The organism is Kitasatospora sp. NPDC101183, assembly GCF_044767945.1.
Lineage (GTDB): Bacteria > Actinomycetota > Actinomycetes > Streptomycetales > Streptomycetaceae > Kitasatospora.
Genome location: NZ_JBIWOW010000006.1, coordinates 71,959 through 94,445 on the forward strand (window position 1 = coordinate 71,959; position 22,487 = coordinate 94,445).

Here is a 22,487-nt window from a genome sequence, read left to right on the forward strand (position 1 = left end):
AATCACTGCTCGCCTTTCCCTGCCGTCTCTTCACTGGTCCGGCCGGACGGTCCGGCGGACGGGCCGGCGTACGGTCCGGTGCCCTTGTAGCCGTCCATGAACGCCTCCAGCCACAGGCCGGGCTCCTTCTGGGGGCGGGGCGCCGGCGCGGCCGGGCCCGGGGCGGGCGCGGCGGTCGGGCCGGCGGGCTGGGCGGTGCCGCGCGCGGGGGTGGCGTACCCGCCGAGGGCCGACCCGCGGTGGCGGCGGCGCTGCGGCAGGCCGTTGGCGGTGCGCTCGGTGACGACGTACTCGTCGTCCCCGCCGGAGGCCGCCGCGGCGACGGCTCCGGCGGGCGGGCCCCACGGGCTGGTCGCGCCGTAGGACGGGCCGACGCCGGCCGAGGGGCGCGAGCCCCAGGCGGGGGCCGCGTGGCGGGGCGGCTCCGGGGGGAGCGGGCGCGGGCCGGAGACGGCGCCGATGCCGTGCGCCCGGCCGGTCGGGGGAGCGGTGGTGAACATGGCCTGCGGCACGATCAGCACGGCGCGCACGCCGCCGTACGCGGAGCGGCGCAGCGACAGGTGGTAGCCGTAGGCGCGGCAGAGCCGGCCGAGGATGGCGAAGCCCAAACGGGGGGACTCGGTGAGGTCGTCGAAGTCCTTGGAGACCATGCCCTCGCGGATCGCCCGCTCGGCGCGGGTTCGGGCCTCGTCGCTCAGGCCGAGGCCGCCGTCCTCGACCTCGATGGCGATGCCGCTCTGCACCTCGGAGGCGCTCAGGTGCACGTGGGTCTGCGGAGGGGAGTAGCGGGTCGCGTTGTCGAGGAGCTCGGCCACGGCGTGGATGAGCGGCTCGACGGCCGGGCCGCTGACGGACAGCTCCGGGGTGGGGTGCAGGTCGACGCGCTGGTACTCCAGGATGCGGGACATGCCGCCGCGCAGGACGCTGTACAGCGCGATGGGCCTGGTCCACTGGCGGCCGGGCCGGGCGCCGGAGAGGACGGCGATGGAGTCGGCGAGGCGGCCGGTGAGCGCGTTGCCGTGGTCCAGGCGCAGCAGGTCGTCGAAGACGGCCGGGTCGTTGCCGTGCCGGTCCTCCATCTCGCGCAGGTCCTTGGCCTGGCGGTGGATGATCGCCTGGATGCGCCGGGTGATGTTGACGAAGGCGCGCTCGGCGGAGTCGCGGCGGCTGACCTCGTCGTCGACGGCGATGCAGACGCTCTTGGCGACGGCGCGCAGGGCCTTGCGGAACACCGGGGAGGCGTCGGACGGGCTCTCGTACGGGCCCATCAGCTCGTCGTGCGGGGAGCCGTTGCGGGTCGCGGCCACGAGCAGGGCCATGCCGTTCTCGGACATCCGCACCACGGCCGCCTCCTGGGCGGCGGCCTGGCGCCTCAACTCGTCCAGCTGGCGCGTGTGTTGGTCGCGCAGGGCGGCGAGCGCGGTGCCCCGGCGGGCGGATTCGGCGGCCACCACGGCGACCAGCACGGTGCCCGTCGCCCCGCACCAGAGCACCGCGGCCCGGGCCCCGGCGTCCACCAGCGCTCCGGCGACGCCCACCGCCGCCGCCATGACGGCGGTGGGCAGCAGCCAGCCGAACAGGGGCGCGGGGCGCCGTCTGGTGGATGACGATCCAGCTCGATGCATGCGGGGAATCCTCAACTGATCGTGAGCGGTACGGGACGGGGCGTCGACCGGCTCCGCAGGCGTGGGCCGCAGCATAGCCAAGTTCCGGACAATCCTGACCGAATCCCAAAAATACTGCGCGACAACCGACTTGTGGCAACTCGCCCGACATGTCGGGCTGCTCGCACACCAGTTCCGGGAGGCCGGTCCGATGCCCCGCCCCCAAGGCTTGTCCCCCCGGCGCGCGCGCACAGGGAACTGGCGCCGGATTCGCTCGTGAGAAGGGTTTCCGGAGCAATTCCCGGCATATGCCAGTGAGTTCGTGCTACGGGCGCGGCGCCGGAGCGTGCGCGGGGGTACGGGTGGGGCGCGTGCGCTCACCCGTACGGGTGAGGGGCGGGCGCCGGGGGGAGCGGGGAGGGGCTGACAATTGTCATGCCGCACCGGTGCGGTGGCACACTGCCCCCGGCGCACCCCGCGCGGCCAGCATGGATGCATGACCACCACCGAACCGCACCGCACCGGGACCGTCGTTCCCGGCCTCGACCACCCGGACACCCGTCGGGCCTTTCGCACCGTCCGGGGCCTCCTGCTCGCCTACCTCGGCCTCAGCCTCGCCGCCCTCGCCGTCGCCGCCCTCCTGCGCGACCACCCCGGCCTGGTCACCCCGTCGGTCTGGGTGCGCGGCGCCCTCGTCGCCGTCGGCGCGGCGCTCACCCTCCTGTTCCGGGCCCGCGCCGCCCGAGGCTCCCGCAGTGCCTTCATACGGCTGCGGATCGTCTCGGGCGTCATGCTCGCCGCCATCGTCGTGATCGTCGCCCTGCCCGGCGGGTTCCCGCTCTGGTTCAAGGCGGAGCAGGTGCTGTGCGGCCTCGCCCTGCTCGGGGTGGCCGTCGTGATCAACGGCCGCCACCTGCGTACCCTGTTCGCCGGGCACTGAGGAGGGGGACGGGTTGAGTCTGTTCGACCGTACGACCGGCTCCGCCCGCAGGCGGCCCCGGCTGCCGGGGCGGCTGATGCTCGCCACCGGGATGCTCGTCTACCCGGCGATCGCCGCCGTGGCCGTCGGGACCACCGTCCACGGCCGCGCGGCGGCCGCCGGATACGCCGTGATCGGCGCGTTCGTCGTCTGCATGGTCCTCGCGGCCCTCGCCCTCGGCCGGCGCCTGCGCGCCTGGCTCACCGCAGCGCTCGCCGCCATGACCGCGCTCTTCCTCGCCGCACTGCCCTTCACCCACGAGAACGCCTTCTACCTCGCCGCCGTGGTGGTGTCCTTCGTCGCCATCCTGCGGCCCCGGCACGTGGGCCTCGTCATCGGCGGAGCCACCCTCGCGGCCCTGCTGGTGCCCTGGGCGGTGCGGCCCTGGCAGACCGGGCCCGCCGGCTTCCAGGCGCTCGCCCTGCTGTTCACCGCGCTGACCTGCGGCGGCTTCGCCGAACTCGTCGCCACCAACGCCGCCCTGGTCGCCGCCCGCGCCGAGGTCGAGCGGCTCGCCTCCGAGGCCGAGCGCAACCGGATCGCCCGCGACCTGCACGACCTGCTCGGCCACTCCCTCACCGCGATCACCGTCAAGGCCCGCCTCGCCCAGCGCCTCGCCGCCAAGGACCAGCCGGCCTCCGTCGCCGAGATGGCCGCCGTCGAGACGCTCTCCCGCCAGGCCCTCGCCGACGTCCGCGCCGCCGTCACCGGCTACCGCGAGGTCACCGTCGCTGGGGAGCTCGCCCGCGCCCGCGAACTGCTGCGCGCCGCCGGGATCGTCGCCGACCTGCCCACCGCCACCGACGCCGTCGCCCCCCAACAGCGCGAACTGCTCGGCTGGGTCGTGCGCGAGGGCATCACCAACGTCGTCCGGCACTCCCGCGCCACCCGCTGCACCGTCGCCCTCGCCGCCGACTCCGTGGAGATCCGCGACGACGGCCGGGGCGCCGCCACCGGCACGGACGGTGGGGGCCTGCGAGGCCTGCGCGAACGCGTCGCCGACGCGGGCGGTACGGTCGAGGCCGGGCCGCTCGCCCCGCACGGCTGGCGCCTGCTCGTCACCCTCCCGGCGCCGGGCCGCCGCCCGCGTGAATCCGCCGACGCACGCGCCTACGAGGAAGGCACCACGTGACGATCCGCCTGCTGCTCGCCGAGGACCAGGAGTTGGTGCGCACCGCGCTGCGCACCCTGCTCGACCTGGAGGAGGACTTCGAGGTGGTCGCGGCCGTCGGGCGCGGCGACCAGGTCGCCGAGGCCGCCCGCGAGCACCGCCCGGACGTCGCCCTGCTGGACATCGAGATGCCCGGACTGGACGGCCTCGCGGCAGCCGCCGTCCTCGCCCAGCAGGCACCCGGCTGCCGGGTCGTCATCCTCACCACCTTCGGCCGCGTCGGCTACCTGCGCCGGGCCATGGAGGCGGGCGCCGTCGGCTTCGTCGTGAAGGACGCCCCCGCCGAGGTCCTGGCCGAGGCCATCCGCCGCGTCGCCGCCGGCGAACGCGTCGTCGACCCCGACCTCGCCGCCGCCACCCTCGCCGCCGGAGCCTCCCCCCTCACCGCCCGCGAACGCGACGTCCTCAACTCCTCCCGCTCCGGCGCCGGCGTCGCCGAGATCGCCGCGAAGCTGTACCTCTCCGAGGGCACCGTCCGCAACTACTTCTCCGCCGCCATCGCCAAGACCGGCACCCGCAACCGCACCGAGGCCCTCCGCCTGGCCGAGGAACGCGGCTGGCTCTGAGGGACGCCCGGCGGGGGATTCCGCTGCGCCGAGGAGAGTTCGGACGGAAGGCGGGGTGGGAGGAGGCTCGGCGTCACCCGTCTGGGTGGATGCGGTCGATCCTCAAGTCCGTATGCGCACGAGACTTGCCCGTCATGCCTACTGTTGGCCGCGGCAGCGGGCGTTCGGCCCGCTTCCCGTAGCTCGTCGGCCGACCGACCAGGCGTCACTCGCCCTGGAGCCGAGGCCGGCGCACATCCGAGGAGGCACTCCATGGCAGTGACGAACATCGACATCCTCGACGGCAAGGACCAGCCCCCGCCGTCGGGTTGGCACAAGGACAACCACGACCTCAACGAGGGCGCCGGCGGCGACTACCTCTACCTGACCTGGGAGACGGACGGCAGCTCGGGCGCCGTCACCGACCTCTACGTCCTCGACGGCCAGGGCGAGGCCCCCTCCGGCTACACGAAGATCGACGTGGACCTCAACAAGGGGGCCGGCGGCGACTACCTGTACCTCTGCTTCGCGAAGGGCGGCGCGACGCCCATCACGGACCTCTGCGTGATCAGCTCCTCCGACCCGAACGCGAACCCTCCGGCGGGCTTCAAGCGCTACGACCTGGACCTCAACAAGGGCGCGAAGGGGAAGTACATCTACCTCTGTTACAAGCTCGGCTGATGCGGTAGCGGTTCCCAGCGGTGGGGGGGGGGGGGCCGCGGGGGCGGGGGGGGCCCCCCCCGCCCCCGCGCCCCCCCCCCCCCCGGGGGGGGGGGGGGCCCGGGGGGGGCGCCCCCCCCCCCCCCCGCCCGTTTCCGCTGCTCAGCCGCTGATGCTCGGGCGGCCGTTCTCGACGTGGCCCATCAGACGGCGGCGGAATGACTTGTCTCCGGTGACGGAGAGGTCCAGGTCGTACCAGCCCTTGGCGTCCTCGGCGTCCCAGGTGAGGACGAGGGGCGTACCCGCGACGACGTCCCCTCCCAGGGCCTTCGCGCTGCTGTAGTACCGCGGCGTCAAAGTGACGGCCTGGGACTGGGAGTTGGGCGAGGTGATCGTGACGGTCACGGTGCGCTTCGGGGCTGGGCTGACGACGGACGTCACGTCGAGCTCGGCGGCGGCGCCCTTGGCGTCCCCGCCGAACTCGCGGCGGAACCCGTTGGGCCCGGTGACGACGAGGTCGTACGTGCCGTCCTTCACCGGAACCTTGGCAGATGGCACGGCGGTTCCGAGGACGTCGAAGTGCTGAGGGGCGTCGCACTCGTCGGACGTGGCGCACGGGTGGTAGGAGTAGAGGGTCAGGTGCGCGGACGCGGTACCGGTGTTGGCCATCCGCAGGAGGAACGTGCCGGTGTCGTGGCTGAGGACGCCGTGGGCGTCCGCCTGGTAGGGCAGCGGCCGCGCCGGCCTGCGGTCCGGTACGAGCGCCTGCTGCGGCTCGTCGCCGGTGCGGTCGAAGTCGAACACCGAGGTCAGGTCGCCGGCCACGGTGCGCCGCCACGGGCTGATCAGATCCTGCTTCACGCCCAGCCACTTCTCCAGGAAGCGGACCTGTGACGTGTGGTCGAAGACCTGCGAGTTGACGAATCCGCCCACGGTCCACGGTGAGACGGTGATCATCGGGACGCGGATGCCCAGGCCGATGGGCTGGTCGCCGACGTACTCGTCCTTCTTGTTCTCAACCGTCTGCGGGGGTACGGGTGGTGGAACGTGGTCGAAGAACCCGTCGTTCTCGTCGTAGCTGATGAACAGCACGGTGGAGTCCCACATCTCCGAGTTGGAGGAGATGACCTCCAGGACCTGGCGGACGATCCCCTCGCCGTCCGTGGGGCCGGAATCCCCCGGGTGCTCCGAGTCCGTGTCCGAGGGAACGAGGTACGACACCCGTGGGACGGTTCCGTTGTTGACGTCCTTCCAGAACGCGTACACGAAGTCGGTGTAGCCGTTGGGGTTCTTGGTCTGGTCCGGTTCGGACGGGTAGCGGAAGAGCCCGCGGTCGTAGAGGATCTGGTCGGCCGGGGAGAGCACCGCGGCGGCTGCCTTGGCGAGCGCCTCCACCTCCGCCTGCGTCACCGCCGGCCAGTCGGCCTTCCCCTTGCGGGGACGGTCGTAGAACTCGAACAGGCTCTGGTAGTGGAGGTTCAGGTGGGGGTTGTCCGCCCTGGCCTTGTCCAGCACGGCCTGGAAGATGCGCTTGAACTCGGCGTGGAACTCCAGGTTGTTGTCGTAGAAGTTGTTCCAGCCCTGGTAGACCCGCCAGCTGATCCCGTCGGCGCCGAAGGGGTCCTTCTGGCCCTCCAGGATCTCGGGGTAGCTCTTCCAGTCGTAGCCCGCCGGCGAGAACGCCGAGCTCGTGGAATCCTCGCGGTCGTGCGCCGCAGAGCCGGTCACCCGCTTCCCGTCGGGCTCGTAGCCGCCGTACCCAGTGAAGAGGTAGTTGCGGTTCGAGGTGGTCTCGCCCATCACCGAGGAGTGGTAGGCGTCGCAGACCGTGAAGCAATCGGCCAGGGTGCGGTACGTCCCCACAACCTCCTCCTGGTCGAAGTAGCCCATGCACCTCGACCACTTGGCGTGGTACCAGCGGTCGTGGTGGCCGTTGTGCCACGCCTCGTGGCCGGAGCCCCAGTCGTGCGACTTCGGCCCGGCCGTGCCTTCCTCCGGCCTGAGCCGGTAGGGCGGGAAGAAGATGCCCGGGTGGTCCTGGTCGGGCTGCTGGAGGACGGTGTAGTCGCCCGGCCCGGCGAGCTTGACGAGGTTGCGGTCCGCGAATCCGCGCACCCCACGGAAGTTGCTGCCGAAGTAGTGGTCGAAGGAGCGGTTCTCCTGCATCAGGAAGACGACGTGACGAATGGCCTTCAAGCCACCCGGACGAGGCTTGCGGTTCATGGCCTCCAGCAGCGACGCCGGCAGGGCGGGCGCAGCCTTCGGGGTGTCGCTGCTCATCTGTCCTCCCAGTTGCGAATGGCCTGCGGCTCGGGCGCCGGGTCGGTGTGGGCGACCAACCTGCGTGTGGTGAACGTGAATTGGGTCATGGGCAGATCTCCTTCGGAGGCGGGGGAGCCCGAACGGGAGAAAGGGTGAGGGTCGACGGCGACCAGCTCGGGCGGCCGCACAGCGCGAACCCGCCGCGGTTCGGTGGGAACCGTCCGCCCGAGTCTGACACGCGGTCACCGAGCGTCTTGGACAGCGACACTCTGTCTACGATCGATCCCTGGTGGCCGCCGAACGCGGGCCACGGACCCATTCGAGTGCGCCCCCGGCCGCTCCTGCAAGGCGGCAGCGGCGGCCGGGTACCCAGGGTGCGGAATCCGTCGGCGGCCGATCCGGCCGTGTCCTCCGAGGTGGCGCATGAGAGTTCCGTTCTGGGTGGTCGCCGTGACCGCCGCCGCTCTGGCCGTACCGGCGCCGGCGCCCGGCGTTCGGGCCGCTCCGCGCGTGGCCGCGGCGGACTGTCCGGCCCTGGACGCCGGCCCGGCCTGGTACGGGGACAACCGTGCCCGGCTGCAGGAGTTCATCGACGCCCACGGAACGTGCACCCACCCGGGCGGGCATCCGCTGGCGCTGTTCGACTGGGACAACACCATGGTCAGGAACGACACGGGTGATGCCACGGTGCTCTGGATGCTGCGGAACGGCACAGTGCGCCAGCCCGAGCGGAAGGACTGGTCGACCACCAGTCGGTACCTCACCCCCGCCGCGGCCGACGCGCTGAACTCCGCGTGTGCGGATGCGGCGGCCGCCGGGGAGCCCCTGCCGACGGACAGCGACTCGCGGTGCGCGGACGAGATCCTCGCGGTCTACCTGGACTCCGCCACCACACGGCACGAGCCGGCCTTCGGCAACTACGACCACCGGCGGATCGAGCCCTCCCTGGCCTGGGCCGCCCAGCTGCTGGCCGGCTGGACCCCTGACGAGGTGCTGGACTTCGCCCGTCGGGCCAGGGCCGAGAGCCTGGCGGCGCCGCAGGGGGCCACCCAGACCGTAGGCACCCGGCAGAATCTGACCGCCTGGGTGCGCTACTACGAGCAGATGGCCGATCTGACCCGCACGTTGGAGCGCGCCGGCTTCGACGTCCGGGTGGTCTCGGCCTCGGCGGAGCCGGTGGCCCGGGTCTGGGCCGAGGCGCTGGGCATCCCCGCGGCGCGGGTGATCGGCATCCGCAACCGGGTCGTCGCCGGGAAGCTGACGCCCCACCTGGCCGACTGCGGTGGTTCGGGCGAGGACACCGTCATCACCTACATCGAGGGCAAGCGCTGCTTCATCAACCAGGAGATCCTCGGCATCCCCGGCGGCGCGGCCTTCGAGCAGGCGCCCGCCGCAGTGCGACAGGCCTTCGCGGCGGGGGACGCCACCACCGACGTCACGTTCGTCGGTGACGCCACCGGGCTCCGCCTGGTCGTCAACCGGAACGCGGAGGAGCTGATGTGCCGCGCCTACGACGACGAGGACGGCCGGTGGCTGGTGAACCCGAGGTTCATCGGGCCGCTGCCCGCCAGGGCCACGCGCTACCCCTGCTCGACCACTGCCTTCGCCCGCCCGGACGGCTCCGCCGGCCCCGTCCTCGACGACCGGGGGGCGGTGGTCCCGGACCAGGCCGACACGGTGTACTGATCCCTACTCCACCAGGCCCGCGCGGTAGGCGGTGATGACCAGTTGGACCCGGTCGCGGGCGGTGAGTTTGGCGAGCAGGTGGCCCACGTGGGTCTTGACCGTGCCGGTGCTCACGCCCAGACGGGCGGCGATCTCGGCGTTGGTCAGGCCGAGGCCGATCAGCGTCAGGACTTCCAACTCCCGCTCGGTGACGGTGCGTTGCACCCGCTCGGCCTCACTCGGCCTCGCGGCGGCCGCTTCGGCCGGGCGGGCCGCGAACTCGCGGATCAGGCGGCGTGTCACGCTCGGGGCGAGCAGGGCCTCCCCGGCGGCCACCACGCGGATCGCGGTGAGCAGGTCCTCGGGGCGGGTCGACTTCAGGAGGAAGCCGGAGGCCCCGGCGCGCAGGGCGCCGTAGATGTACTCGTCCAGGTCGAAGGTGGTCAGGATCAGCACCCGGGCCGCGCTCTCGGCCGTCACCCGGCGCGTCGCCGCCAGGCCGTCCGTGCCCGGCATCCGGATGTCCATCAGCACCACGTCCGGGTGCGCGGTGCGGGCGAGACGTACGGCCTGCGCGCCGTCCGCAGCCTCGCCGACCACCTCGAAGCCCCCGCCGGCCGCCACGATCCCGACCAGCCCGGCCCGGACCAGCGCCTGGTCGTCCGCGACCACCACCCGGATCGGCGGCGCGCCCGTCATGCCCCCGCCCCCGCCACCGGCAGCACCGCCCGCACCCGGAAGCCGCCGCCCGGCAGCGGGCCCGCCTCCAGCCGCCCCCGGTACAGGCCGACGCGCTCGGCCATCCCCGCCAGGCCGTGCCCGCCGACGCCCACCGGGCCGCCCCGGCCGCCGTCCGTCACCTCCAGCACCAGCCGCTCCTCCTCGTACGCCACCGCGACCCGCGCCGCGTCGGTGTGCGCGTGCCGCACCACGTTCGTCAACGCCTCCTGGACGATCCGGAACGCCGACAGCTCCACACCCTCCGACAGCGGCCGCACCCGGCCGCCCACCCGCAGCTCCACCCGCACCCCGGCCTCGGCGCTGCTCGCCACCAGCCGCTCCAGGTCCGCCAGCCGGGGCGCGGGCGCCAGCTCCTCGACGACCGAGCCGCGCAGCACCGTCAGCAGGCCGCGCAGCTCCACCATCGCGTCCCGGCTCACCGCCTCGATCGCCTCCAGCGCCTGCTCGGCCTTCGCACCGTCCCGCCCGATCACGAAGCGGCCGTAGCCCGCCTGGACGTTGACGACGCTCATGCTGTGCGCGATCACGTCGTGCAGCTCCCGGGCCAGACGCATCCGCTCCTCCGTCAGCTCCGCCCGGGCCAGCTCCACCTGGTACCGGCGCAGCTCCACCCCGTACGCACGGTAGCGGGCCACCGCGCGGCCCAGCGCCCAGCACACCAGCAGCTCCAGGGCCACGACCACCAGGTTGTTCCACAGCTCCCGCGAGCCGAGGACGCTCAGGCCCGCACCCGCCAGGCCCAGCGCCAGCACCGCCGCCGAGGTGCGCGGGGGCCGGAGCGCGGCCGTCAGGTAGACCAGCATCCCGGCGGCCACCGCGATCTGGAACCCGGCCAGGTTGGCGATCGTCAGCCGGCCGGCCACCGCCACGACCACCGCCCAGGCCGCGAACACCACCACGGACGCGGCCACCGGCGCGAGGCGCCGCAGTGCGGCGGCCGCCCCCACGACCAGCACGCAGGCCAGCACCACGGCCAGCTCGGCTGCGGCCGGGCGGGCGTAGCCCCGGTGGTGCGGATCGAAGACCCGGCCCGCCTCCAGCACCCGCAGCCAGGTGACCACGGTCAGGGCCAGCGACACCACCGCGTCCAGCGCCAGCCAGTGACCCGGGCGCAGCCTCCTGGCAACCGGCGGGAGCGGGGCAGCGATCATCGCCCCAGGCTAGCCCCGGCCCGGGGCCCCGGCATCGCCCCGCAGGCCTATGACCACGGGTGGAGAGCACAGCTCTCCTCAAGCCGGTGTTCTGCCCACGGCCCGACGCCGGGGCCCCGGTACGGACGGGAGCGTGGAGGCACGTCACAAGGAAAGGCACCACGATGATCGAGGCACGCGACCTCACCAAACGCTACGGCGGCACCCTCGCCGTGGCCGGGCTCACCTTCACCGCCAGGCCCGGGCAGGTCACCGGCTTCCTCGGGCCCAACGGCTCCGGCAAGTCCACCACCCTGCGGATGGTCCTCGGGCTGGACGCCCCCACCGGCGGGCACGCCACCATCAACGGCCGCGCGTACGCGGCGCTGCGGCGGCCGCTGTGCGAGGTCGGCGCGCTGCTCGACGCGGGCGCCGTCCACCCCGCCCGCTCCGGCCGCCACCACCTCCTCGCCCTCGCCGCGACCCACGGCCTCGGGGCCCGCCGGGTGCGGGAGGTGCTGGCGCTCACCGGGCTGGAGGCGGCGGGGCGCCGCCGGGCCGGGGCCTACTCGCTCGGCATGAAGCAGCGCCTGGGGCTGGCCGCCGCCCTGCTCGGGGACCCGCCCGTGCTGATGCTCGACGAGCCGGTCAACGGGCTCGACCCGGAGGGCGTGCTGTGGATGCGCACCCTCATGCGCGACCTCGCCGCCGAGGGACGCACCGTCCTGCTCTCCTCGCACCTGCTCGGCGAGATGGCCGTCACCGCCGACCGCCTGGTGGTCATCGGGCGGGGGCGGCTGGTCGCGGACTGCACCACCGGGGAGTTCCTCGCCCGGCACGCCCGCACGGACGTGCTGGTGCGCTGCGCCCGGCCGTCCGAACTGGCGCGGCTGCTGCGGGAGGCCGGGGCACAGGTCGCCGTGGGGGAGGGCGGGGCGCTGGCCGTCACCGGCCGCGAGCCCGCCGCGATCGGGGAGCTGGCCGCCGCGCACGGCATCGGGGTGTACGAACTGACCGCGCGGCAGTCGTCGTTGGAGGAGGCCTTCCTGGAGGCCGTCGAGACCGGAGTGGGGGAGCGGGCCGCATGAGCACCGTGGATGCGAACGAGCCGGGAACGATCGTCGGGCGAACGAACGCTCAGGAGACGAACGCTCGGGAGCCGAACGCTCGCGGCGCGGGCCTCGCGGGCGCCGTCGCGGGCGAGTGGATCAAGCTGCGCAGCGTGCGCGCCACCCCGCTCTCCGCCGCCGTCGCCCTCGCCGCCGCCCTGTTCATCGGCCTGATCGACTACGGCAGCGCCGCCGACCACTGGGACACCTGGACGGCCGCCGAGCGGGCCCGTTTCGACCCCGTCCGCTACGGCTTCTCCGGCGGGTTCTACATCGCCGTCCTGGCGATGGGCACGCTCGGCACCCTGGCCGCCTCCAGCGAGTACGGGACGGGGCAGATCCGCTCCACCCTGGCCGCCGTGCCCCGCCGGGGGCGGCTGCTGCTCGCCAAGGCCCTGGTGGTCGTGGCGGCGGCCGGCCTGTTCGGGCAGGTCCTCGCCGTGCTCACCTTCCTGCTGGGGATGCGGGCGATCGACGGCAAGCACCTCGCCGTCTCCTTCGGGGCCCCGGGCGTGGCCCGGGCCGTGATCGGCTGCGGGTTCTTCCTCGCCGCCTTCGCGCTGATCGGGCTCGCCCTGGGCTTCGTCCTGCGGCACACGGCGGGCGCGCTGGCCCTGCTGTTCGGCCTGTTCTTCCTCTCGCCGATGCTGCTGGAGCCTTTCGGGGACGAGGCCTCCCGGTACGGGCTCCAGGGCGTGTTCGAAGGCCTGGGCACCACGGTGACGGGGGCGGGCGGCGCCGAACGCCTCGCCCCGACCGCCTGCTTCCTCACCCTGGCGGGCTACCTCGCCGTCGCGCTCGCCCTCGCCGCCGTGAGCCTGCGGCGCCGGGACGCCTGACCGGGGCGGGAACGGTCGTCGCCGGAGCGATCGTCCTCACGACGATCGTTTCGGCGACGAGCGAGCGATGGATGCGACAGCCGCTCAGGCCCAGCTGAGCCCCACCGCCTCCGCCACGCGCGCGGCGCCGTCCTCCCGCGCCAGCTCGCCCGCCGCCGTCTCCGCCCGTGCCCGGAAGGTGCGCTCCTCCACGGCCCGGCGGATCGATTCGGTCAGGCGCTCCGCCGTCAGTTCCCCGTACGGGACGGGGTCGGTCGCCGCGCCGAGACGGGCCAGGCGGGCGGCCCAGAAGGGCTGGTCGGCCGTCACCGGGATCGGGATGCTCGGGACGCCGGCGCGCAGCGCGGCGGCGGAGGTGCCGGCCCCGGCGTGGTGGGCGACGGCGGCCATGCGCGGGAACAGGTGGGCGTGCGGGATCTCGCCGACGGTCAGGACGTCGTCCCCGTCCACGGCGAGCCCCGCCCAGCCCGCCTGCACCACACCCCGCACGCCCGCACGCCGCAGAGCCTCCGCCGCCAGCGCGCCCAGGCGTTCGCCCTCCCCGCCCGCCGTGCTGCCGAAGCCGATGAACACCGGTGCCGGCCCGGCCCGCAGGAAGTCCTCGACCTCGCCGGGCAGTTGGTAGTCCGGTGCCACGTGCGGCCACCAGGTGCCGACGACCTCCAACCCGCTGCGCCAGTCCGCGGGCCTCGGCACGAGGACCGGACTGAAGCCGTGCAGGACGCGCCAGTTCCCGCGTTCCCGGGCCCGCCGCTGAGCGCTCTGGGGGAGCGGGGGCAGCCCGAGTCGGGTGCGCAGCCGGCGGGCCGCGTCGGCGTGGAGGCGGTCGACGACGCGCTGGCCGATCGCGCCGGCGGCCCGGTTGCCCCAGCGGCCGAACGAGCGGGTGCCGCCGACCACCGGCGGGAACTCACCGGTCGGCAGGGTGGGTTGCAGGTACACGCCGAGGCTCGGCACGTTCATCGCCTCGGCGAGGTGCCAGCCGAGCGGGGCGGTGGTGGTCGAGAGCAGGAGCAGGTCCGCGCCGGGTGCGGCGGCGTCGGCGAGCCCGTCACCGAGCCGGTCGATGAACGCGGCGGCCTTCCCCAGCAGGGACCCCCCGCCCGTCGCCCCGCCCGTCAGCCCGCCCGTCCCGCCGCGCGGGTCGGCGGAGAGCGGCCGGAACTCGAGGCCGCCGGCCGCCACGAGGCCGCCGAAGGCCTCGGGCGCGGCGAGCGCGACCGCGTGTCCCGCCGCGCGCAGGTGGGCGCCGAGGCCGGTGTAGGGGGCGACGTCACCGTGTGAACCGGCTGCCATGATGAGGATCTTCACTGGGCTTCCTTCGCGTCGTTCGCGTCGTTCACGTCCGCCCCGGCCCGGCGCTCGGCGTTGGCGCCGATGGCCGCACGGAGGTACGCGGCCAGGCCGGGGCGCTGCTCGGCCGGCGGGACGACCAGGGCGAACGCGCGGGCGTCCGCCTCGTAGTCGTCGGCGATCCGGCAGTGCATCTCGGGCGGACACGGCGTGAACCAGCGGGTGATGTGCTGCCGGTGCTCCTCGGCGAGGTCGAGCACCCGCTCGTCGTGCGAGGGCCGCCCCTCGTCGAAGGCGGCGAGCAGCCTGACCCTCCACGCACCGGCCTCGGCCATCAACTGCCGCCAGTCCTCCTTCGAGTGGGCGGCGGCGCGGGCCATGGACTCCTGGTGCCCCTCGCGGTCACCCCACTTGAGGTGGGCGTCGGTGGCGTAGCTGAGGTCGAAGACCACGTCACCGAAGACCTCGAAGCGCTCCTCCGGAGTCAGGTCGACCCCGAGGTTGCGGACCTCGATCGCCCGCTCGGCGACGTCGACGAGCTTCTGCAGCCGCGTGATCTGCTCGGTGAGCGCCTGGCGACGGGCGCGCAGGTGGTCGAGCGCGTTGGCCTGCGGATCCGCCAGGATGGTGGCGATCTCCTCGAGCGGGAAGCCGAGTTCCCGGTAGAAGAGGATCTGCTGGAGCCGGGCGAGGTCGGCGGAGCCGTAGAGCCGGTAGCCGGCCGGGCTGCGTTCGCTGGGCGACAGCAGCCCGGACCGGTCGTAGTGGTGAAGGGTCCGCACCGTGACCCCGGCGAAGCCCGAGACCTGCCCGACCGACCAGCTCACATGTCCCCCTCGGTGTTCGTGCCGTTCCGCTGCGCCCCACGCTGAAGCCTGACGTGGGGTAAGGGTCAAGAGGCCTCCGTGGACGATCACCCGCCCCGCGCGCCTAGGATGGCCCGCGACGCGCGCAGCACGACGCACCTGGAGCCACTCGATGACGTTCCTGATCGCCCTTCACCTCAACCCCGCCGTCATGGACGCCCTCACCGAGGAGGAGCGGGCCGCGCTCGGCGCCGGCCACCGACGCTTCGTCGCCGCCGCGACGGCCTCCGGCGAGCTGGTCACCCCGCACGGCCTCGCCGACCCGTCCCGGTCCGTCGTGGTGAGTGTCCGGGGCGGGCAGCCGGTGGTCACCGACGGCCCGTTCCTTGAGGCGAAGGAGTACCTGGGCGGCTTCTACCTCGTCGAGTGCGCGAGCCTGGGGCGCGCCGTCGAGCTGGCCGCCCTGATCCCGGACGCCGCGATCGACGGCCTGGGCGTCGAGGTCCGCGAGGTGCACACCACGGCCTACCCGGAGGCCTGAGCCCCCAGCGCCGTCAGCCGCAGGTCCCCGCCCCCGGCTCGACGTCGGGCTCCCCGTCGTAGACGTGCCAGGACGCCATCGCGCCGACCAGCCGGCTGCCGACCAGGCAGGACGGGTCGATACCGGGCCCGTGCGCGGGGCAGGCGGGGTTCGGGGTCTCCATCAGCCGACCCTACCGCCCCTCAACTTCCCTGCGGCAACCGCACGGTGAAGACCGTACTCCCCGGGCTGCTCTCCACCCCGACGCCGCCGCCGTGCGCCTCGACCACCGCCCGTACGATCGCCAGCCCGAGACCCGTGCTCCCGGCCGCCCGCGAACGCGACGCGTCGCCGCGGACGAAGCGCTCGAAGACCTGCCCGACCAGCGCCGGATCGATGCCCGGCCCGTTGTCGGTGACGCTCAGCGCCACCCCGCCCCCGGACGGGGCCAGCCGCAGCGTGACCTCGGTGCCCTCCGGCGTGTGGGCGGCGGCGTTGGCGAGCAGGTTGGCGACCACCTGCCGCAGGCGGTCCGCGTCGCCCCGGACGAGGACGGGCCGCTCGGGCAGGTCCAGCCGCCAGCGGTGGCCGGGCGCGGTGGCGTGGGCGTCGGCGGCGCCGTCGAGGGCGAGCCTGGTCAGGTCGACCTCCTCGTCGGCCAGCGGCCGCCCGGCGTCGAGGCGGGCGAGCAGCAGCAGGTCCTCGACGATCGCGCCCATCCGCCGGGCCTCGCCCTCGATGCGGCCCAGCGAGTGCCGCACCTCCGCCGGTACGGGGCCGGGGTGGCGCAGCGCGAGTTCGGCGTGGCCGCGCACGGTGGCGAGCGGGGTGCGCAGCTCGTGCCCGGCGTCGGCGGCGAAGGCGCGCAGCCGCTCCTCGACCTGGTGGCGCCGGGCGAGGGCGTCCTCGACGTGACCGAGCATCCGGTTGAACGCCGAGCCGACCCGGCCGACCTCGGTGCGCGGGTCCTCGTCCGGGACGCGTTCGTCCAGCGCCACCGCGCCGCTGGCGAGCGAGAGGGCGCTGACCCGCTCGGCCGTCCCCGCGACGCGCTCCAGCGGGCGCAGCGAGAGCCGCACCCACACCGCCCCGGCGATCCCGGTGGCGGCGAGGGCGACGCCGAAGACCAGCAGTTCGACCATCACGAGCTTGTGCACCGTCGCGTCCACCGGGCCCGTGGGCAGGCCGGTGACCAGGACGTCGCCGTCGCGCCCTGCGGTCGCGCGGACGCGGTAGCCGCCGAGGGTGGAGAGGTGGATGCCCTGCGCGGAGTCGTCGGCGGGCAGGGCGGCCAGGTGGCGGCGGTCGGCGGGGGAGAGGGGGACGAGGTCGTCGGTGTCGGCGGGGCGGTCCCCGGCGGCGACCTCGGCGTCGTCCGCGTCGCCGTCGACGACGCCGGCGGCGGTGACCTGCCCGTTCAGCAGCCGGGCGCCGAAGGTGCCGGGGGCCTGCGCCCGGGTGTCCGTCCCCGGTCCGGCGCCGGTTCCGGCCCCGGAGTGCTCCAGGCTGGCCGCGTAGCGGGCCCCGGTCTGGACGAGCTGCTGGTCGAGCCGGCCGACCAGGAAGTGCCGCAGCAGCTCGGTGGTGGCCAGGCTCACGCCCCCGCAGGTCAGCACCAGCAGCGCCAGCACCCCGGCGATCAGCCGCGAGCGCAGCGTCCGTGGCACCAGCCGCGGCAGCCGCCTCACGGAGCGGCCTTGATCAGGTACCCGGCCCCGCGCACGGTGTGGATCATCGGCAGCCGCCCGGAGTCGAGCTTGCGGCGCAGGTAGCTGATGTACAGCTCCACCACGTGCGCCCGCCCGCCGAAGTCGTACGACCACACCGCCTCCAGGATCTGCGCCTTGCTGAGCACCTGCCTCGGATGGCGCACGAGGTGCAGCAGCAGCGCGTACTCGGTCGGGCTGAGCTCGATCACCTCGCCGCCCCGGGTGACCTCGCGGGCGCGCTCGTCCAGCACCAGGTCGCCGAGCACCAGCGCGCCCTCGGGCGGCCCGGGCGGCCCGGCCTGCTGGGCGGGGGTGCGCCGCAGCAGGCTGCGCAGCCGTACGGCCACCTCGGCCAGGCTGAACGGCTTGGTCACGTAGTCGTCGCCCCCGGCGGCCAGGCCCTCGATGCGGTCCTCCACGGCGTCGCGCGCCGTCAGGAACAGCACCCGCACCTCCGGCCGGCCGAGGTGGATGCGGCGCAGGACCTCCAGGCCGTCGAAGTCCGGCAGCATCATGTCCAGCACCACCGCGTGCGGACGCCACTCGGCGGCGATCTCCACGGCGCTCGCGCCGTCCCCGGCCGCGCGGGCCTGCCAGCCCTCGTAGCGCAGGGCCGCGCAGAGCACCTCGACCAGATCCGGTTCGTCGTCGACGACCAGGATGCGCCAGGGCTGCCGGTCGGGGCTGAGGTCCATGGGACTCCGGGGGGCGGGAGCGGGCGGTACGCCGTCGATTCTTCCAGTCCGCGATGAGAAAGCGGTGAGATCCACAATGCCCCGCAGGCCCCGCGAAACTGGCCCTGACCTGGGGAAACGATCGCCGGGGCGCGGCAGGTTCAGAGGGAACTCAGAGCTTCGGCTGAGAGGCTGACCGCCCAGTCGACCGAAGCAGAAACCGAGGGGAGGCCCGCCCGTGAGCACCGTCACCCAGGACCGCCGCACCTCCGGCCCCCAGGCCGCCGCGCCGCGCAGGGCGCCCGCGCAGCTGGTCCCCGCCGCCGCGCTCGCGCTGATCGCCGCCGGGGCGCTCGCCGTCCTGCTGCCCTGGTGGCGCGACACCGCCATGATCTCCGGAGCCGCCGGTTGGCTCACCGGCGCGGGCCGGATCACCGGCCTGCTGGCCGGGTACGCCGCGCCGGTGCTGCTCCTCCTCATGGCCCGGATTCCGCCGCTGGAACGCGAGGTCGGCGCCGACCGCCTGGCCCGCTGGCACGCGTACGGCGGCCGCTGGCTCGTCGGCCTCGTCACCGCGCACGTGCTGACGATCATCTGGGGCTACGCGCTGACCGACGGCCAGGGCGTCCTCGCCGAGGGCGTGCAGATCGTCTTCCACTTCCCCGACATGCTCAAGGCCGCGGTCGGCATGCTCCTGCTGCTCGGCACCGGCGCCGTCTCCGCCCGGGCCGCCCGCCGCCGCCTGAGCTACGAGACCTGGTACCACCTCCACCTGGCCACCTACCTGGCCGTCGCCCTCGCCTTCGGCCACCAGCTCAGCACCGGCTCCGACCTCGGCGACGGCCCCGGCCTCGCCCTCTGGTACCTGCTGTACGGCGGCACCGCGCTCCTCATCGCCTGGTTCCGCCTCGCCGTCCCCGCCCTGCGCGACCGCCGCCACCGGCTGCGCGTCGCCGAGGTCCGCCAGGAGGCGCCGGGCGTGGTCTCCGTGTACGTCACCGGCGAGCGCCTGGACGAACTGCGCGCCCAGGCCGGGCAGTTCTTCCGCCTCCAGTTCCAGGCGCCCGGCCTGCGCTGGGCCGCCAACCCCTACTCGCTCTCGGCGCCGCCGCACCCGAGGTTCCTGCGCTTCACCGTCAAGGCCCTCGGCGGGCACAGCGCCGCCGTCGCCCGGCTGCGCCCCGGCACCCGGGTGCGCGCCGAGGGCCCGTACGGGGCGTTCACCGGCAGGGTGCAGCGCAAGCGCAAGGTGCTGCTGCTCGGCGCGGGCGTCGGGATCACCCCGCTGCGGGCGCTGTTCGAGACGCTGCCGGGCGAGGTGACCCTGGTGCAGCGGGCGCGGCGGACCCAGGACCTGCTGTTCGTCCAGGAGTTGGCCGCCGTGGCGGAGCGGCGGGGCGCCCGGGTGCACCACCTGGTCGGCTCCCGCGAGCAGGTGGGTGGCCTGGGCGCGGCCCTGGCCCGGCTGGTGCCGGACCTCGCCCGGCACGAGGTGTACCTGTGCGGGCCGGAGGCGATGACCACCGAGGCCGTCCGGGCCCTGCGGGCGGCCGGGGTGCCGCGCTCCCGGCTGCACCACGAGTCCTTCGCCTTCTGACGCCTTCTGAACCGCCCTCGCCGAACCCCCTTCCCCGCCAGCCTTGTGAGGAGTACGAACGTGCGCAGAGCCGTCGTCACCACCGCGGCCACCGCCGCCGGCGTGGTGCTGCTGCTGTCGCTGAAGCCGCACGCGGGCGCGGCCGGTGCCGCGACCCGTCCGATCAGCTCCGACGCCGGGGCCGCACAGGCACCGGCCCCGCAGCCCGCCGCGCAGCCCTCGGCAACCACGAGCGCCGCCGCCGGAACCACCCGCAGCATCACCGGCGACTCCGTCGACACCCGCTACGGCCCCGTGCAGGTCAAGGTCACCCTCGACGGAGGCAGGATCACCCGCATCGACGTGGTGCGGTACCCCAACGAGAGCGGCCGCGACCGCTCCATCAACTCCTACGCCCTGCCCCAGCTCAACCAGGAGGCCATCGCCGCCCAGAGCGCCACCATCGACGTCGTCTCCGGCGCCAGCTACACCAGCGACGGCTACACCCGCTCCCTCCAGAGCGCCCTCGACAAGGCCCACGCATGACGGCCGCCACCACACCGCTGCGGCACGCCGAGCACGTCATGGGCACCGTCTTCTCCTTCACCGTGCGCGACCCGGGCCCCGCCACCGCCGCCGCCCTGCGCCGCGCCACCGCCCGGCTGCACCACCTCGACGCCCTGTTCTCGACCTACCGCCCCGACAGCCCCGTCAGCCGCCTCGCCCGGGGCGAACTCGCCCTCGCCGACTGCGACCCGGAGATCGCCGAGGCACTGCGCCAGTGCGCCCGGATCGCCGGGGAGACGGACGGCTACTTCACCGACCACCCCGCCGGGCGCCTCGACCCGAGCGGCTGGGTCAAGGGCCTGGCGATCGAGGAGGCCGCCGACGCCCTGCGCGCCGGGGGCTCCTCCCAGTACTGCGTCAGCGGCGGCGGCGACGTCCAGACCGCCGGAGGCCCCTGGCGGATCGGGATCGCGGACCCGCTGAACCCCGGCGCCCTGGCCACCGTGATCACCGGCCACGACCTGGCCGTGGCCACCTCCGGCACCGCCGAGCGCGGCGCCCACATCCACGACCCCCGCACCGGCCGACCGGCCACCGCCCTGGCCTCCCTCACCCTGGTCGGCCGGCGGATCGCCGACACCGACGCCTGCGCCACCGCCGCCTTCGCCATGGGCCCCGACCAGGCCCTCACCTGGGCCGCCGCCCGCCCCGACCTCGAAGCCCTCGCGATCCTCCCCGACGGGCGCCGCCTCTCCACCCCGGGCCTGGCCCGGTGGACGGCCGCCTGACGGACCGTAAATTCGTTCGACAGAGGACCGCCGGGCGTGGCACTCTGCCGCCCATGAGCAACGGAATCGAGTTCCCCTCCGCCCGGTGAGCGCCCGGGCCGAGCGCCGCGGGCGCTCCCTCCACGACCGCGCGCTGGGCCGCCTGCGCGCCGACCCCACCGCCGTGCCGCCTCCGCGCGGATACCGCCTGCCCGACGAGCCCGAGCCGGGCGAGGCCCCGCCCTGGGCCGATGTGGACGGCCTCGTCCTGGGGGCGCTCACCCCGCTGCCCGCCGATGCCGCCACCCTTCTGCGCCGCTTCGCGCTCCTCGGTCTCACCGGGCTCCACACGTACCGGATCGCGGCCGTCATCGCCCGACTCCCCTTGTCGGAAGACAGGTTGGCGACGGCCCGCGCCCTCGGGCGGCAGCTGACGCGTACCGGCACGACGAGGGTCGGCGTCGGTGCCGGCCTCGCGCTGCTCGCCCGCGTCGGCGAGCCCGAGGACGTCCCGTACCTCGCCGTCCTCGGCCTCTACCGGGACCTCGGCACGCTCGCAGTCCGGGCCCTCGACGTCCTCGACCGCCGCCGTTCCGCCGCGCTCTGGCTCCTGTTCCACACCCGCCGACCCGAACTGCGGCCACTCGTGGAGGCGTTGTGGCGCGAGGACGGTGCGACCGCCCGTACGGAACTGCTCGCCTTCCCCACGGACCGCCTCCCCAGCACCGCCGCCCGGCGCATCGCGGAGGCCGTCCGGCTGGCGCACCTCCTGCGCGAGGACCCGTCCGACACCGACCTCCTCGCCCGGGCCGCCCTGCTGCTCGCGCGGATGGGCCGTTCGCCGGACGACCCGAGCGACCTCCTGGCCTGCGCCGACGCGCTCGCGCTGTACGGAACGGTGGTCACCCGCGCCGACGAGCTGCCGCCCACCCTCGACAACGCCGCCGTGCTGCTCTCCCTCGTCCAGGACCTGGACACCGGCACCGGCGTCCTCCTGGACTGGCCTCCGGGCCGACGCGCCGAACTCCTCCAGGCCCTCGAACGCCTCCTCGCCGGCCCCCGCTGGGCCACCGTGGGCGCACCCGACCAGAGACACCGGACCGCCTGGTTCCACCGCGGCAGACGACGGCTCGCCCAGCGCCCGGCCGAGCCCCGGCGCCTGCGCATCCAGGTGGTGGCAGGCGATCCCGCCGAGCAGGCGCGTGCGGAGACCCGCATCCTCGTCGACGGCCGGCCGGTGGTCCCGGCGGTGTTCGGATACGGCCCCGGCAGCCCGCCCGACCACCTGCTCACGGCCGGAGCCCTGCGGGCCCGCGAGGAGCCGCACGAGGTACAACTCGCCGAGGCGCACTGCGCGGAGGGGTGCTGCGGCGCCCTCCAGGTCACCGTCCGCCGGGACGGCGAGGAGGTGGTGTGGGAGAACTGGCGCCACCCGCGCACGCTGCCGGGCAACCAGGTGCCCGCGCCCGAACTCCCCGCGTACCGCTTCGACGCCGCCGAGTACGACGCCGAGATCACCCGGGCCACGGCGGACCGGTCCTGGACCTGGCCGGCCCGCACCATCGCCCGCTGGATCAGGACCACGCTCACCAACGCCCCGGAGATCCTGGGCCGCTGGGACTCCAAGCCGGGCTGGATCAATACCAACCCGGACGACCCGGACACGGTCGTGGTGATGATCTGGTACCGGCCGTCCCCCGAGGCCAGGCCCCTGCGTTTCCGCTGGCTGATCCCGGACGACGGAACCCCCTCCCTCGACCAGGTCGACGCGGCCGTGTGCCGTCTGACCGACCACCACCCGACCACCTACGCCCGCCTCGACGGCTACACCCGCGAGGACGCGGCCGACCTCGGCTACCCCTGGCCGGACGAGGCCTGACCCCGCCGGCACGCCCGGGGCACGTCGTCCGTGACCCGGGCCGCCCCGCGG

Annotated in this window: 21 protein-coding genes; 12 read left to right on the forward strand and 9 right to left on the reverse strand. The window is 74.6% G+C overall.

What is annotated here, in order from left to right:
• Positions 1–2 precede the first annotated feature (2 nt).
• Positions 3–1,625, reverse strand: a complete 1,623-nt coding sequence (locus tag ACIRRS_RS09550) for a sensor histidine kinase (protein ID WP_402967178.1) — start codon at positions 1,623–1,625, stop codon at positions 3–5.
• Between the two features lie 475 nt (positions 1,626–2,100).
• Here ACIRRS_RS09550 and ACIRRS_RS09555 point away from each other — a divergent pair, with 475 nt between their 5' ends.
• The 4 genes from ACIRRS_RS09555 (at position 2,101) to ACIRRS_RS09570 (ending at position 4,980) form a co-directional block, all read left to right on the forward strand.
• Positions 2,101–2,544: a hypothetical protein gene (locus tag ACIRRS_RS09555; RefSeq protein ID WP_402967180.1), complete on the forward strand. Its 444-nt coding sequence runs from the start codon at positions 2,101–2,103 to the stop codon at positions 2,542–2,544.
• A 13-nt stretch (positions 2,545–2,557) separates the two neighbouring features.
• On the forward strand, positions 2,558–3,715 hold the full coding sequence (locus tag ACIRRS_RS09560; RefSeq protein WP_402967182.1) for a sensor histidine kinase: 1,158 nt from the start codon (positions 2,558–2,560) through the stop codon (positions 3,713–3,715).
• A complete protein-coding gene (locus tag ACIRRS_RS09565; RefSeq protein ID WP_402967184.1) occupies positions 3,712–4,320 on the forward strand; it encodes a response regulator in 609 nt (202 codons plus the stop codon). Before ACIRRS_RS09560 ends, ACIRRS_RS09565 begins: the two co-directional genes overlap by 4 nt.
• Before the next feature lie 252 nt (positions 4,321–4,572).
• A complete protein-coding gene (locus ACIRRS_RS09570; protein WP_402967186.1) occupies positions 4,573–4,980 on the forward strand; it encodes a hypothetical protein in 408 nt (135 codons plus the stop codon).
• 141 nt (positions 4,981–5,121) lie between these two features.
• Here ACIRRS_RS09570 and ACIRRS_RS09575 read toward each other — a convergent pair whose 3' ends face one another.
• A complete protein-coding gene (locus tag ACIRRS_RS09575) occupies positions 5,122–7,239 on the reverse strand; it encodes an alkaline phosphatase family protein (protein WP_402967188.1) in 2,118 nt (705 codons plus the stop codon).
• Between the two features lie 405 nt (positions 7,240–7,644).
• Between ACIRRS_RS09575 and ACIRRS_RS09580 the strand changes: the two genes are divergently transcribed.
• On the forward strand, positions 7,645–8,907 hold the full coding sequence (locus ACIRRS_RS09580) for a haloacid dehalogenase-like hydrolase (protein WP_402967190.1): 1,263 nt from the start codon (positions 7,645–7,647) through the stop codon (positions 8,905–8,907).
• A 3-nt stretch (positions 8,908–8,910) separates the two neighbouring features.
• Here ACIRRS_RS09580 and ACIRRS_RS09585 read toward each other — a convergent pair whose 3' ends face one another.
• Both ACIRRS_RS09585 and ACIRRS_RS09590 read right to left on the reverse strand, forming a co-directional pair.
• On the reverse strand, positions 8,911–9,585 hold the full coding sequence (locus ACIRRS_RS09585; protein WP_402967192.1) for a response regulator: 675 nt from the start codon (positions 9,583–9,585) through the stop codon (positions 8,911–8,913).
• Entirely contained in the window at positions 9,582–10,778 is a 1,197-nt protein-coding gene (locus ACIRRS_RS09590) for a sensor histidine kinase (protein WP_402967194.1), read from the reverse strand. Before ACIRRS_RS09590 ends, ACIRRS_RS09585 begins: the two co-directional genes overlap by 4 nt.
• 164 nt (positions 10,779–10,942) lie before the next feature.
• On the opposite strand from ACIRRS_RS09590, the gene ACIRRS_RS09595 reads away from it, so the two are divergent.
• Positions 10,943–11,845 (forward strand): ATP-binding cassette domain-containing protein, encoded by a 903-nt coding sequence (locus tag ACIRRS_RS09595; protein WP_402967196.1) that lies wholly within the window; start codon positions 10,943–10,945, stop codon positions 11,843–11,845.
• Entirely contained in the window at positions 11,842–12,705 is an 864-nt protein-coding gene (locus ACIRRS_RS09600) for an ABC transporter permease subunit (protein ID WP_402967198.1), read from the forward strand. Before ACIRRS_RS09595 ends, ACIRRS_RS09600 begins: the two co-directional genes overlap by 4 nt.
• A gap of 84 nt (positions 12,706–12,789) precedes the next feature.
• On the opposite strand, the gene ACIRRS_RS09605 is transcribed toward ACIRRS_RS09600, so the two are convergent.
• Positions 12,790–14,016 carry a nucleotide disphospho-sugar-binding domain-containing protein gene (locus ACIRRS_RS09605; RefSeq protein WP_402967200.1) on the reverse strand — a complete coding sequence of 409 codons (1,227 nt, stop codon included), beginning with the start codon at positions 14,014–14,016 and terminating at the stop codon, positions 12,790–12,792.
• Entirely contained in the window at positions 14,013–14,825 is an 813-nt protein-coding gene (locus ACIRRS_RS09610; RefSeq protein WP_402967201.1) for a MerR family transcriptional regulator, read from the reverse strand. The genes ACIRRS_RS09605 and ACIRRS_RS09610 overlap by 4 nt, the downstream gene beginning before the upstream one ends.
• Positions 14,826–14,976: 151 nt before the next feature.
• On the opposite strand from ACIRRS_RS09610, the gene ACIRRS_RS09615 reads away from it, so the two are divergent.
• Positions 14,977–15,345: a YciI family protein gene (locus tag ACIRRS_RS09615; protein WP_402967203.1), complete on the forward strand. Its 369-nt coding sequence runs from the start codon at positions 14,977–14,979 to the stop codon at positions 15,343–15,345.
• A gap of 13 nt (positions 15,346–15,358) precedes the next feature.
• Here the strand turns inward: ACIRRS_RS09615 and ACIRRS_RS09620 are convergent, their stop codons facing one another.
• From ACIRRS_RS09620 to ACIRRS_RS09630, 3 genes are read right to left on the reverse strand one after another with little or no spacing between them, the layout of a single operon-like run.
• Positions 15,359–15,508, reverse strand: coding sequence for a hypothetical protein (locus tag ACIRRS_RS09620; RefSeq protein ID WP_402967205.1), 150 nt, complete (start codon positions 15,506–15,508; stop codon positions 15,359–15,361).
• Positions 15,509–15,527: 19 nt separating this feature from the next.
• The gene (locus tag ACIRRS_RS09625; RefSeq protein ID WP_402967207.1) at positions 15,528–17,012 is read right to left on the reverse strand and encodes a sensor histidine kinase; all 1,485 of its coding nucleotides are present in this window, start codon (positions 17,010–17,012) and stop codon (positions 15,528–15,530) included.
• The gene (locus ACIRRS_RS09630; protein WP_402967209.1) at positions 17,009–17,728 is read right to left on the reverse strand and encodes a response regulator transcription factor; all 720 of its coding nucleotides are present in this window, start codon (positions 17,726–17,728) and stop codon (positions 17,009–17,011) included. Before ACIRRS_RS09630 ends, ACIRRS_RS09625 begins: the two co-directional genes overlap by 4 nt.
• 217 nt (positions 17,729–17,945) lie before the next feature.
• Here ACIRRS_RS09630 and ACIRRS_RS09635 point away from each other — a divergent pair, with 217 nt between their 5' ends.
• The 4 genes from ACIRRS_RS09635 to ACIRRS_RS09650 all read left to right on the forward strand — a co-directional run bounded on the left by ACIRRS_RS09635 (position 17,946) and on the right by ACIRRS_RS09650 (position 22,436).
• Positions 17,946–19,304 (forward strand): ferric reductase-like transmembrane domain-containing protein, encoded by a 1,359-nt coding sequence (locus ACIRRS_RS09635; RefSeq protein WP_402967211.1) that lies wholly within the window; start codon positions 17,946–17,948, stop codon positions 19,302–19,304.
• Between the two features lie 60 nt (positions 19,305–19,364).
• Positions 19,365–19,829, forward strand: a complete 465-nt coding sequence (locus ACIRRS_RS09640) for an FMN-binding protein (RefSeq protein ID WP_402967213.1) — start codon at positions 19,365–19,367, stop codon at positions 19,827–19,829.
• On the forward strand, positions 19,826–20,578 hold the full coding sequence (locus ACIRRS_RS09645) for an FAD:protein FMN transferase (protein ID WP_402967215.1): 753 nt from the start codon (positions 19,826–19,828) through the stop codon (positions 20,576–20,578). The genes ACIRRS_RS09640 and ACIRRS_RS09645 overlap by 4 nt, the downstream gene beginning before the upstream one ends.
• Positions 20,579–20,663: 85 nt before the next feature.
• Positions 20,664–22,436 carry a hypothetical protein gene (locus ACIRRS_RS09650; protein ID WP_402967217.1) on the forward strand — a complete coding sequence of 591 codons (1,773 nt, stop codon included), beginning with the start codon at positions 20,664–20,666 and terminating at the stop codon, positions 22,434–22,436.
• Positions 22,437–22,487 lie beyond the last annotated feature (51 nt).

Excerpts from the sequence above, each read along its gene's own strand:
- ACIRRS_RS09550 (WP_402967178.1), bottom strand. The coding sequence starts at position 1,625 with ATGCATCGAGCTGGATCGTCATCCACCAGACGGCGCCCCGCGCCCCTG.
- ACIRRS_RS09555 (WP_402967180.1), top strand. The coding sequence starts at position 2,101 with ATGACCACCACCGAACCGCACCGCACCGGGACCGTCGTTCCCGGCCTC.
- ACIRRS_RS09570 (WP_402967186.1), top strand. The coding sequence starts at position 4,573 with ATGGCAGTGACGAACATCGACATCCTCGACGGCAAGGACCAGCCCCCG.
- ACIRRS_RS09575 (WP_402967188.1), bottom strand. The coding sequence starts at position 7,239 with ATGAGCAGCGACACCCCGAAGGCTGCGCCCGCCCTGCCGGCGTCGCTG.
- ACIRRS_RS09580 (WP_402967190.1), top strand. The coding sequence starts at position 7,645 with ATGAGAGTTCCGTTCTGGGTGGTCGCCGTGACCGCCGCCGCTCTGGCC.
- ACIRRS_RS09585 (WP_402967192.1), bottom strand. The coding sequence starts at position 9,585 with ATGACGGGCGCGCCGCCGATCCGGGTGGTGGTCGCGGACGACCAGGCG.
- ACIRRS_RS09590 (WP_402967194.1), bottom strand. The coding sequence starts at position 10,778 with ATGATCGCTGCCCCGCTCCCGCCGGTTGCCAGGAGGCTGCGCCCGGGT.
- ACIRRS_RS09595 (WP_402967196.1), top strand. The coding sequence starts at position 10,943 with ATGATCGAGGCACGCGACCTCACCAAACGCTACGGCGGCACCCTCGCC.
- ACIRRS_RS09600 (WP_402967198.1), top strand. The coding sequence starts at position 11,842 with ATGAGCACCGTGGATGCGAACGAGCCGGGAACGATCGTCGGGCGAACG.
- ACIRRS_RS09615 (WP_402967203.1), top strand. The coding sequence starts at position 14,977 with ATGACGTTCCTGATCGCCCTTCACCTCAACCCCGCCGTCATGGACGCC.
- ACIRRS_RS09620 (WP_402967205.1), bottom strand. The coding sequence starts at position 15,508 with ATGGAGACCCCGAACCCCGCCTGCCCCGCGCACGGGCCCGGTATCGAC.
- ACIRRS_RS09630 (WP_402967209.1), bottom strand. The coding sequence starts at position 17,728 with ATGGACCTCAGCCCCGACCGGCAGCCCTGGCGCATCCTGGTCGTCGAC.
- ACIRRS_RS09645 (WP_402967215.1), top strand. The coding sequence starts at position 19,826 with ATGACGGCCGCCACCACACCGCTGCGGCACGCCGAGCACGTCATGGGC.